This is a genomic window from Chitinilyticum litopenaei DSM 21440 (assembly GCF_000428145.1).
Classification (GTDB): Bacteria; Pseudomonadota; Gammaproteobacteria; order Burkholderiales; family Chitinibacteraceae; genus Chitinilyticum; species Chitinilyticum litopenaei.
Genome location: NZ_ATZJ01000016.1, coordinates 15,084 through 26,525 on the forward strand (window position 1 = coordinate 15,084; position 11,442 = coordinate 26,525).

Here is an 11,442-nt window from a genome sequence, read left to right on the forward strand (position 1 = left end):
CTTAAGGCCGGGCGTCATCCGGGTTACAATACCGCCATTTTCATCAGTCCATTTCGGGAGCTGTTGCATGACCAAGCTGTTCATTGAAGACCTCGACCTTGCCGGCAAGCGCGTTCTGATGCGCGTCGATTTCAACGTGCCGGTGAAAAACGGCGTCGTGGAAAGCGACAAGCGCATCCGCGCCGCCCTGCCGACCATCCGCCATGCGCTGGAGCAAGGCGCTGCCGTCGTGCTGATGAGCCACCTCGGTCGCCCGAACGGCCAGAAGGTCGAAAAGTACAGCCTGGCGCCGGTTGCCAAGCGTCTGGAAGAATTGCTGGGCAAGCCGGTCACCTTCCTGAACGATTGCGTCGGCGCTGAAGTGGAAGCCGCCTGCGCGAAGCTCGCCGCTGGCGACGTCGTGCTGCTGGAAAACGTGCGTTTCCACATCGAGGAAGAAGGCAAGGCCAAGGATGCCGAGGGCAACAGCGTGAAGGCCGATCCGGCCAAGGTGGCAGAATTCCGCGCCAGCCTTTCGAAACTCGGCGATGTGTTCGTCAACGATGCCTTCGGTACCGCGCACCGTGCCCACTCCTCCATGGTTGGCGTTGATCTGCCGCGTGCATCGGGCCATCTGCTGAAGAAGGAACTGGATTTCCTGGGCGACGCGGTCAACAAGCCGGTGCGCCCGCTGGTCGCCATCATTGGCGGCTCGAAGATCTCCGGCAAGATTGACGTGATCGAAGCATTGCTGCCCAAGGTCGACAAGCTGCTGATCGGCGGCGGCATGGCCTTCACCTTCCTGAAGGCCAAGGGCCATGAAATCGGCAAGTCGCTGTGTGAAAACGACAAGGTCGAACTGGCCCGCGAATTGATGGCCAAGGCTGGCGACAAGCTGGAACTGCCGTCCGACACCATGGTCACCAAGCATCTGGACTTCGATGCCCGCACGCTGGACGGCCTGGTGCAGGTTGATTCCACCGCCATTCCGGCCGATCAGGAAGGTGTGGACGTCGGTGCTGCCACGCGCGCCCGTTACGCTGACATCATCAAGTCCGCCAAGACCGTGCTGTGGAACGGCCCGATGGGCGTCTTCGAAATCGACGCGTCCGCCGAAGGTACCTTTGCCATCGCGCACGCGCTGGTGGACGCCACCGCCAATGGCGCGATTACCGTCGTAGGTGGCGGCGACTCCGTTGCCGCCGTGGAAAAGGCCGGCCTGGAAGACAAGGTCAGCCACGTTTCCACCGGCGGCGGCGCTTCGCTGGAATTCCTCGAAGGCAAGGCACTGCCGGGCGTGGAAGCGCTGAGCGACAAGTAAGCGGCTTCGCGCAGCATGACAAAAGCCCCGCACAGCGGGGCTTTTGTTTTACATCATCGGGTATATGGCTGCAGCCCATTGCATAAAAAGGCTGCAGCCACATACCCTTGGTCAACAATAATCAGGCACGGCGCCAGGTCGTCACGCCCGCCTTGTCTTCCAGGACGATGCCGGCCGCCGCCAGCTCGTCGCGGATGCGATCACCTTCGGCCCAGTTCTTCGCGGCACGGGCGTCGCGGCGCGCGACGATCGCGGCCTCGATGCGCTCGGCCGTCCAGTCACCCGCGTCTCCCGCCCCGCCTTGCAGGAAAGCCTGCGGATCGCGCTGCAGGATGCCGAGAATCGCGCCCAGCGCCTTCAGTTCACCAGCTAGCCGCGCGCCCTCCTCGCTGCCGGCGTGGCGGTTGGCTTCAGACGCCAGGTCAAACAGCACGGCCATCGCGTCGGAGGTGGCAAAATCGTCGTCCATTGCCGTCTTGAAGCGCGCCGCATGCGGTGCGGCCCAGTCGATGGCGACCTCGGCAGGCTTGACATTGTCCAGCGTGGTATAAAGGCGCGTCAGCGCGTTCCTGGCGTCGTTCAGGTGCACATCGCTGTAGTTCAACGGGCTGCGGTAGTGCGCGCGCAGGATGAAAAAGCGCAGCACTTCGGCGTCGAACTTGGCCAGCACGTCGCGGATGATGAAGAAATTGCCCAGGCTCTTCGACATCTTCTCGTTGTCGACATTGATGAAGCCGTTGTGCAGCCAGTAGTTCACATACTGGTGGCCGTGCGCGCCCTCGGACTGCGCGATCTCGTTTTCATGGTGCGGAAACTGCAGATCCTCGCCGCCGCCGTGGATGTCGAAATGCTCGCCCAGATGGTGGCAGCTCATCGCCGAGCACTCGATATGCCAGCCGGGGCGGCCCGCGCCCCACGGCGAATCCCACTTCACTTCAGCAGGTTCCTCGGGCTTGGCCGCCTTCCACAGCACGAAGTCGCGCGGGTCGCGTTTGTTCGGGTCGACCTCGACGCGCTCGCCGGCGCGCTGCTCGTCAAAATCCTTGCGCGAGAGCTTGCCGTAGCCGGCGAAGTCCTTCACCGAGTAGTACACATCGCCATTGGGCGCGGTATAGGCCAGCCCCTTGTCGAACAGCTTGCCGATGATGGCCTGCATGCCGCCGACGTGTGCGGTCGCCCGCGGCTCGTGATCGGGGCGGATGACGCCGAGCGCGGCGAAATCCTCGTTCATCGCGGCAATGAAGCGCTCGGTGAGATGCTGGATCGGCTCGCCATTTTCCACGGCACGCTTGATGATCTTGTCATCGATGTCGGTGATGTTGCGCACGTAATTCACGTGATAGCCGCTGGCGCGCAGCCAGCGCACCATCATGTCGAACACCACCACCATGCGCGCATGCCCGATGTGACAGTAGTCGTACACCGTCATGCCGCACACGTACATATTGACGTGGCCGGGCGTAATCGGCGTGAAGACTTCTTTCTGGCGGCTAAGGGTGTTGTAGAGCGACAGCATGAGCGGCAGTCCGGCGTTGGCAAAAGAATAATTCTAACAAATGCGTCAAGAGCCCGTATGCCGACTTCCGCAGGCAGGCTGGCCGCCACAATCGCGAAACATCAACTCCATGGGTATCAGCGCAGAACCATTCATTGGCAATGGCCATGGGCATATACCCATGAAAAAGACCCGCCGCAGCGGGTCTTTTTCATGCTTGGCGAGCCGTCTTAGCTGCGCTCGACCGCCAGCGCAACGCCCATGCCACCACCGATGCACAGGGTCGCGATGCCCTTCTTGGCATCACGACGCACCATTTCGTGCAGCAGCGTCACCAGGACGCGGCAACCGGAGGCGCCGATCGGGTGGCCCAGCGCAATCGCGCCACCATTCACGTTCACCTTGTCCATGTCCCACTGCATTTCGCGGGCCACGCCCAGCGCCTGGGCGGCAAAGGCTTCGTTGGCCTCGATCAGGTCCACATCGGCCAGTTGCCAGCCGGCACGCTCGAGCACGCGCTTGGTCGCCGGCACCGGGCCCATGCCCATGATGCTCGGATCAACACCGGCGGAAGCCGCCGCGCGAATCGTCGCCAGCGGCTTCAGGCCCAGCTCGGCAGCCTTTTCGGCAGTCATCAGCATCACGGCGGCAGCGCCGTCGTTGATGCCCGAGGCATTGCCGGCGGTCACGCTACCTTCCTTGTCGAAGGCCGGACGCAGCTTGGCCAGACCGTCAGCGGATGCATTGGTCTTGATGAATTCGTCATTGGCAAACACGACCGGGTCGCCTTTTTTCTGCGGAATCACGACCGGAGTGATTTCATCGGCGAAGCGGCCGGCAGCCTGCGCGGCAGCCGCTTTCTGCTGGCTGGCCAGCGCCAGGGCATCCTGCTCTTCGCGGGTGATGCCGTATTTCTTGGCGATATTTTCGGCAGTCACACCCATGTGGTAGCCCTGATACACGTCGGTCAGGCCGTCGTACACCATGCTGTCCACCAGCGAAGCATTGCCCATGCGGAAACCGTCACGGCTGCCGTTGAGGATGTGCGGCGAGGCACTCATGTTTTCCTGGCCGCCGGCAATCACGATTTCGTTCTCGCCACTCAGGATGGACTGCATGCCCAGCGCAACCGCCTTGAGCCCGGAGCCACAGACCTGATTGATGGTCAGCGCCGGTACGGCATCCGGAATGCCCGCCTTGCGCAGGGCTTGGCGGGCCGGATTCTGGCCCAGACCGGCGGTCAGCACGTTGCCGAGGATCACTTCGCTCACGGCCTCCGGCGCCACCCCGGTCTTGGCCAGCAGGTCGCGAATGATGATGGCGCCCAGCTCCGGCGCGGAGACCTTGGCGAGGCTGCCACCAAAATTACCCAATGCAGTGCGCTGCGCAGCAACAATGACGATGTCCTTCATGGAAAATCCCCTTGAGTCTATTTCTATTTAATTAGTCAGGCTGGAGTAAACAACTTCACCACAACTTGCATTGGCATGCAAGCTTCAGATGCGCTCCTTGACGTAGCGCCCCGGTGCCGGCTCGATTTCCGGGTATTGGGTGGTGCCGGTCTTTTTCGGTGCGGCAACCTGGGCGCCAGAGTGCTGGACCAGCCATTGCGTCCAGTCCTGCCACCAGCTGCCCGGACGCGATTCGGCCCCGGCAAACCACTCGTCGTGGTTCTGCGGCAGGTTTTCATTTACCCAGTAATTGCGCTTGTTGGTGGTCACCGGATTGATGGCGCCGGCAATGTGGCCGGATGCGCCCAGTACAAAGCGGATCGGCCCGCTGAAAATGCCGGTGGTACGGTAGGCGGATTGCCAGGGCACGATGTGATCTTCCCGCGCGGCAAAAATGTAGGTGGGCAGATCAACCTTGGTCAGATCGATCGGCACCCCGCACAGGCTGAACGAATTCGGCTTGGTCAGGTTGTTTTCCAGATACATGTTGCGCAGGAAGAAGGTATGCATCGGCAGCGCCAGATTGGCGCCGTCGTTGTTCCAGTACAGCAGGTCAAACGGCGGCGGGGTCTGTCCCTTCAGGTAATTGTTGACGACGTAGTTCCAGATCAGGTCGTTGGCGCGCAGCGAGGCAAAGGTACGCGCCAGCTCCTTGCCCGATACCACGCCGCCGCGCGCGGTCTGGATTTCGCGCTGGATGACGGTGTTCCAGTCAAAGCAGTGGCGGATGTCGCCCGGCTCGGTATGGTCCAGCATCACCGTCATCAGGGTAATCGACTCGAACCAGTCCAGGCCGCGCGCCTTCATCACCGGCACGGTAGTGGAGACGATTTCGCCGCCAATGCAGAAGGACAGCACATTCATCTTCTCGACCGCAGCGGCCTCGCGTACCACGCGCGCGGCTTCCAGTACGCCCTGCTCGATGTAGTCGTCCCAGCGCAGATGCCCCAGTTCCGGAGTGACGGACTTCCAGGACATCAGGTAGGTGGTGTAGCCCTGGCTGACGATGTAGCGCATCATGGAATTGTCGGGCTGCAGATCCATGATGTAGTACTTGTTCACGCACGGCGGCACAACCAGCACGGGCGTAGCGTAGACCTTGGCGGTGGAAGCCTTGTACTGGATCAGCTGGAACAGCTCGTTTTCGAAGATCACGCTGCCCGGCGTGATCGCCAGATTGCCGCCAACCTCGAATTTTTCCTCGTCGGTCATCGTGATCGTGCCGCGTTCCATATCGGCCAGCAGCTTCTTCATCCCTTCCTGCAGGCTTTCACCCTTGGTGTCGATGGCGCGCTTGAGGACTTCCGGATTGGTCAGGGCGAAATTGGCAGGGCTGATGGCATCGACAAACTGGCGGGTAAAGAAGGCAACCTTTTCGCGGGTTGCTTCATCGGAGTGGCTGGTGTCGGCCAGATTCATCAGCCAGCGGCTGGTGATCAGGTAATTCTGCTTGATGTAATCGAACAGCGGGGCTTCCCATTCCGGCGCATTGAAGCGGCGGTCGCCCTTTTCGGTGCTCACCACGCTGGTTTGCGGCTTGGCCCCGATCAGGCCCAGCCACAGATCCATGTGCTGCTGGTAGTAGTTGGTATGGTGTTCCAGCCACTGGCCATGGTTCTGGCTGTAGTGCTGAATCAGATCGTGCAACAAGGTAACAGGCTGGACTGGAGCGGCATCCGGGGCGACCGAATTGATCCAGCCTTGCATCCATTGCTGGTTGGCGTCGGTCAGCTGTTTGAAAAATGCATCCAGGGCGGGGTTTGACAGCACAATTACTCTCCGTTGCGATAAGGGCAAAAACATTCTAGCAACCGGATGATGCAATGCAACATCAAGATTTGCTCGCAGTTGATGAAAGGCCAGTGAAAAACTAAAGTCGCACTTCCAGTTTATTGCCATAAGCCTTGATTTGGCATGACATTTGCCGTTTTCATGCGTAAAATCAGGACTAACTGATACACGTTGTTTTTTGGAGTCGGCGATGCGGAAAATCCTGCTTCGTACGTTTGCACTGGCGCTCAGTGCCTGCCTGGCCCTCAATGCACATGCCGCCAGCAGCAGCGAAAAGGCCGGCAGCAAGGCCAAAACGGTCAAAAAGCAGACCACCGCCAAACAGGTCAGCAACAAGAAGTCGTCCGCCGGCAAGAAGGTGACGATCACCAGCAGGAACAAAACTTCCATTAAAAAACAAGCGGTTGCCAAAGCGCGCCGCGATGTCGACGTAGCCCGCGTGGCCGCCCCGGTCTCGACACTGGACAATCCGGGGCTGCAGTCCGCCAACGCGCTGATCATCAATGCCAGCAATGGCCAGATCCTGTTCGAAAAGAACGCCGACAAGGCTACGCCGATTGCCTCGATCACCAAGCTGATGACGGCAATGGTCGTGCTTGATGCCAGATTGCCACTGAATGAACTGCTGACCATCAGTCAGGAAGATGTCGACACACTGAAGCACACCACCTCCCGACTGCAAGTTGGCACCGAACTCACGCGCGGCGAAATGCTGCTGCTGGCGCTGATGTCATCGGAAAACCGCGCCGCCTCGGCGCTTGGCCGCCATTACCCCGGCGGACGGGCCATGTTCCTCCAGCGCATGAACGAGAAAGCCTTTCAGCTGGGCATGACGCACACCCGCTTTGTCGACAGCAGCGGGCTGAATCCGGGCAATGTCTCCACGCCGCGCGATCTGGCACTGATGGTGAAGGCGGCAGCGCGCTACCCGGAAATCCAGCAGTTCTCCACCAGCAGCGAATACATCCTCACCTCGAATGTCAGCGGGCATGAAATGGCGTTTCGCAATACCAATCCGCTGGTGAAATCGGAAGACTGGGAAATCAATCTGACCAAGACCGGCTACATCAGCGAGGCCGGGCGCTGCCTGGTGATGCAGACCATGATCAATGGCATGCCGGTTGTCATGGTGCTGATGGATTCGGATGGCAAGTTCACCCGTGTCGGCGATGCACAACGCGTGCGCCGCTGGCTTGAACAATACAGCCCCCCCCTGCAAGCCCATCGCGCCGGCTGAACGCCCTCAGAGCTCTTGGCGCAAGCCACAAAATAAAACAGGACTCCACTGGAGTCCTGTTTTTCATGCCCGAGCCGCTTAATGCAAGGTCGGCACGCTCAGGCGCGCACATCGATATTCTGACCAAGATGCGCGGGATTGACACTCGCCGGCCCCGGTGGTGCGGGCAACGCCTCCAGCAGGCTCAGCGCGCTTTGTGCCTGAATATCCATCGCCTTGCGCAGCACCAGGTTGGGGATCGCATTGCCTGAGGTGGCATTGCTTGCCGCGTTGACCAAGGATGCATCCATCAAGATTCTCCCTTTTCCATCACTATCCGCTTATATTACCGCGCTTTTTTCCGACTCGCCGCAAGAATCGACAGACAGCCGCCCCGCTGCCGGACGCATCCTTGTAAAATGCCGCCATGACTACCCCTGCCTTCATCCATCTCCGCTTTCACTCCGAATTTTCCGTCACCGATGGCATCGTCCGCATCGACGATGCCATTGCCCGTGCCAAACAACTTGGCATGCCGGCCATCGGCAGCGCCGACCTGATGAACCTGTTTGGCATGGTCAAGCATTACAAGGCCTGCCGCAGCGCCGGGATCAAACCGATTGTCGGCGTGGATGTCTGGATCGAAAACGAGGACGACCTCGCCGCTCCGACCCGCGTCCAGCTGATCTGCAAGAATCGCGCCGGCTACGGCCGGCTGTGCGAGCTGCTCACCCGCGCCTATCTGGAAAACCAGCAGCGCGCACAGGCCGAACTGAAAAAGGCCTGGCTGCTGGATGGCGACAATAGCGGGCTGATCTGCCTGTCGGGCGCGCATCAGGGTGACATCGGCCAGGCCTTGCTGGCCGGCAACGATGCACTGGCCGAAGAGCTCGCCGACTGGTGGTCGCAACGCTTCCCCGCTTCTTTCTATCTGGAATTGCAACGCTCCGGCAAGCCGGAATGCGAAGCCAGCATACAGGGCCACCTATGGCTCGCCGGCCAAATGGGGCTGCCGGTTGTAGCTACACACCCCATACAATTCATGGACCCGGATGACTTCAAGGCGCATGAAGCGCGCTGCTGCATCGCACAGGGTTATGTGATGGCCGACAAGCGCCGACCCAGGCTCTTTACCGAAGAACAGTATTTCAAGACGCCGGAGCAGATGGCCGAGCTGTTCGCCGACATCCCCGAAGCCCTGGCCAATACCGTCACCATTGCCCAGCGCTGCAACCTGAACGTGCAGCTGGGCAAGAACTTCCTTCCCGACTTCCCGACGCCGGAAGGCATGACACTGGACGACTATCTGGTGCATCTGGCCAAGGAAGGCCTGGAAAAACGCCTCGCCCAGCTCTACCCGGACGAGGAAAAGCGCAATGCCGAGCGCCCGCGCTATCTGGAGCGCCTCAAGTTCGAAACCGACACCATCATCCAGATGGGCTTCCCCGGCTACTTCCTCATCGTTGCGGACTTTATCGTCTGGGGCAAGCAGAACGGCTGCCCGGTCGGCCCCGGCCGCGGCTCGGGTGCGGGCTCGCTGGTGGCCTACGCACTGGGCATTACCGACATCGATCCAACCGCCTACGCCCTGCTGTTCGAGCGCTTTCTGAACCCCGAACGCGTGTCGATGCCCGACTTTGACATCGACTTCTGCCAGGACAACCGCTGGCGCGTGATCGAATACGTGCGCGAGAAATACGGCGCCGAGGCCGTAAGCCAGATTGCGACCTTTGGCACCATGGCCGCCAAGGCCGTGGTGCGCGACGTCGGCCGCGTGCTCGATCTGCCCTACATGTTCTGCGACGGGCTGTCCAAGCTGATTCCGGCGGCGCCCGGCAAGCACTTCAGCCTCGATGATGCCTACGAGATGGTGCCGGAACTGAAGGAGCGCGTCGACAACGAGGACGAAGTCAAACAGCTGTGGGAGCTGGCGAAAAAGCTCGAAGGCATGACGCGCAATATCGGCATGCATGCCGGCGGCGTCCTGATTGCACCGGGCAAGATCACCGACTTCTGCCCGGTCTATCAGGCCAGCGGCGCCGACGCCTCGCCGGTGTCGATGCTCGACAAGGATGACGTTGAACAGATCGGCCTGGTGAAGTTCGACTTTCTGGGCCTGCGAAACCTGACGATTATCGAACTTGCGCTGCAGTACATCCAGAAGCAGACCGGCGAATACCTTGACCTGATGAGTCTGGGTTTTGAAGACCAGGCCGCGTATCAGGTCTTCCGCGATGCCAACACCACCGGCGTTTTCCAGGTGGAATCGGACGGCATGAAACGCCTGCTGGAAAAGCTGCAGCCCGACCGTTTCGAAGACATCATCGCGGTGCTGGCGCTTTATCGCCCAGGCCCGCTGGGCTCGGGCATGGTCGACACCTTCATCAACCGCAAGAAGGGCCTGGAAGAGCCCGACTACTTCCACCCCGACCTGGAAAAATGCCTGGAGCCGACCTACGGCGTGATCGTGTACCAGGAACAGGTGATGCAGATCTCGCAGATCATCGGCGGCTACACGCTGGGTGGCGCCGACATGCTGCGCCGCGCCATGGGCAAGAAAAAGCCCGAGGAAATGGCCAAGCACCGCAGCACCATTGCCGAGGGCGCGGCGAAAAAGGGCTACGACCCGGCACTGGCCGAGATGCTGTTCGACCTGATGACCAAGTTCGCCGAGTACGGCTTCAACAAGTCGCACACGGCGGCCTATGCGGTGGTCAGCTATCACACCGCCTGGCTCAAGGCGCATTACCCGGCCGCCTTCATGGCCGCGACCATGTCGTCCGAACTCGACAACACCGACCAGCTGAAGATTTTCTACGATGACTGCGTCGAGAAAAACCGGCTGGAATTGCTGGCGCCGGATGTGAACCAGAGCTTTTACCGCTTTGTCCCGGTGGGGAAGACCCAGATTCGCTACGCACTGGGCGCCATCAAGGGCGTCGGCGAAGGCGCGATCGAGATGATCGTGAAAGAACGCGAGGCCAACGGCCCGTTCACCGATCTTTACGACTTCTGCCGGCGCACCGACAAGAAGGAAGTCAACAAGCGCGTCATCGAAGCGCTGATCCGTGGCGGCGCCTTCGACAGCATTGACGATCACCGCGCGCGCCTGCTGGCCAATGTCGAACAAGCCATGTCGCTGGCGGAGACTGAGGCCGCCAACCGCAATCAGGGCTCGCTGTTCGATTTGCTCGAAGACGATGCCACACCGGGTGTCGAGATGATCGAAGTGCCGCGCTGGGACGACAAGATCAAGCTCGCCGAAGAAAAAACCGCAATCGGCTTCTACCTTTCCGGCCACCCCTTTGATGCGCACGCCAAGTCGATACGCCCCTTCCTGAAAAACCGCCTCGATCGCCTGCAACCCAAGAAGGAACTGCAAACGATTGCCGGCATCGTCAGCGGCCTGCGCATCAAGGACGGTGATCGGGGACGCATGGCCTTCGTGCAGATCGACGATGGTCACGGCAAGCTGGAAGTATCGGTATTCAGCGAGGTCTACGAGGCCAATCGCAACAAGCTGCGCACGGATGCGCTGCTGGTCATCGAAGGCAAGATCAGCGAAGACCGCTTCAACGGCGGCGTGCGCGTCATCGCCGAGCGCATCTTCGATATTGCTGAAGCACGCAGCCGCTTTGCCCGCAGCCTGGAACTGGCCATCAAGCCCCCGCAAGCGGACAGCCGCGCGCTGCAGGCCCGGCTTGCGCCTTACCGCAGCGACTATGGCTGCAGCGTGGTGGTGAACTACCAGAACAGCCAGGCTGCCTGCCAGGTCCGGCTCGCGCCCGAGTGGCAAATCCTGCTTGACGAGGAACTATTGGGCAACCTGCAGCAGTGGCTTGGTGAAGGACAGGTCCGGGTTGTCTATCAGTAATGCAAGGCCTGCCACTGCGCCTTACCACCTGAACGGGCCCAGCCAGGCGTTGTTGATGGTTGATTGACTCTTACGCGATGGGCTATGTTGCCTCAGGCAAGGCAGTCATCACGCCGCAGTGCTGGCACGTTCAGCGGCGAACACGCTGCAACCAGGCAACATTACGCACCACGGCAAACTGGCGGTACTGCCCTGCGGGCGATGGGCTCTTTTGCCCCATTACGGCGTTATTTGCCACTGACAGTATTCGTACTGCGGCGTGGCAAATGCCTGGTACTCAGGCAAAATAGCCCATCGCGTAAAAATTAATCAAAC

The 11,442-nt window shown here is 60.5% G+C and carries 7 protein-coding genes; 3 read left to right on the top strand and 4 right to left on the bottom strand.

Features of this window, described 5'->3' with window-relative positions; genetic code table 11:
* The first annotated feature begins 67 nt into the window (after positions 1-67).
* The gene (locus tag C515_RS0107940; RefSeq protein ID WP_028455079.1) at positions 68-1,300 is read left to right on the top strand and encodes a phosphoglycerate kinase; all 1,233 of its coding nucleotides are present in this window, start codon (positions 68-70) and stop codon (positions 1,298-1,300) included.
* A 121-nt stretch (positions 1,301-1,421) separates the two neighbouring features.
* Here the strand turns inward: C515_RS0107940 and cysS are convergent, their stop codons facing one another.
* From cysS to C515_RS0107955, 3 genes are all read right to left on the bottom strand, one after another.
* On the bottom strand, positions 1,422-2,816 hold the full coding sequence (gene cysS, locus C515_RS0107945; protein WP_028455080.1) for a cysteine--tRNA ligase: 1,395 nt from the start codon (positions 2,814-2,816) through the stop codon (positions 1,422-1,424).
* A gap of 209 nt (positions 2,817-3,025) precedes the next feature.
* Positions 3,026-4,207, bottom strand: a complete 1,182-nt coding sequence (locus tag C515_RS0107950) for an acetyl-CoA C-acetyltransferase (RefSeq protein WP_028455081.1) — start codon at positions 4,205-4,207, stop codon at positions 3,026-3,028.
* An 84-nt stretch (positions 4,208-4,291) separates the two neighbouring features.
* On the bottom strand, positions 4,292-6,016 hold the full coding sequence (locus C515_RS0107955; protein ID WP_028455082.1) for a PHA/PHB synthase family protein: 1,725 nt from the start codon (positions 6,014-6,016) through the stop codon (positions 4,292-4,294).
* A 211-nt stretch (positions 6,017-6,227) separates the two neighbouring features.
* On the opposite strand from C515_RS0107955, the gene pbpG reads away from it, so the two are divergent.
* Entirely contained in the window at positions 6,228-7,274 is a 1,047-nt protein-coding gene (gene pbpG / locus C515_RS0107960) for a D-alanyl-D-alanine endopeptidase (RefSeq protein ID WP_028455083.1), read from the top strand.
* 98 nt (positions 7,275-7,372) lie between these two features.
* Here the strand turns inward: pbpG and C515_RS0107965 are convergent, their stop codons facing one another.
* A complete protein-coding gene (locus C515_RS0107965) occupies positions 7,373-7,564 on the bottom strand; it encodes a YjfB family protein (protein WP_028455084.1) in 192 nt (63 codons plus the stop codon).
* A 116-nt stretch (positions 7,565-7,680) separates the two neighbouring features.
* On the opposite strand from C515_RS0107965, the gene dnaE reads away from it, so the two are divergent.
* On the top strand, positions 7,681-11,127 hold the full coding sequence (gene dnaE / locus C515_RS0107970) for a DNA polymerase III subunit alpha (RefSeq protein WP_028455085.1): 3,447 nt from the start codon (positions 7,681-7,683) through the stop codon (positions 11,125-11,127).
* The last annotated feature ends 315 nt before the right edge of the window (positions 11,128-11,442 follow it).

Coding starts and splice junctions, on each gene's coding strand:
- C515_RS0107940 (WP_028455079.1), top strand. CDS start 68: ATGACCAAGCTGTTCATTGAAGACCTCGACCTTGCCGGCAAGCGCGTT.
- cysS (WP_028455080.1), bottom strand. CDS start 2,816: ATGCTGTCGCTCTACAACACCCTTAGCCGCCAGAAAGAAGTCTTCACG.
- C515_RS0107965 (WP_028455084.1), bottom strand. CDS start 7,564: ATGGATGCATCCTTGGTCAACGCGGCAAGCAATGCCACCTCAGGCAAT.
- C515_RS0107950 (WP_028455081.1), bottom strand. CDS start 4,207: ATGAAGGACATCGTCATTGTTGCTGCGCAGCGCACTGCATTGGGTAAT.
- pbpG (WP_028455083.1), top strand. CDS start 6,228: ATGCGGAAAATCCTGCTTCGTACGTTTGCACTGGCGCTCAGTGCCTGC.
- dnaE (WP_028455085.1), top strand. CDS start 7,681: ATGACTACCCCTGCCTTCATCCATCTCCGCTTTCACTCCGAATTTTCC.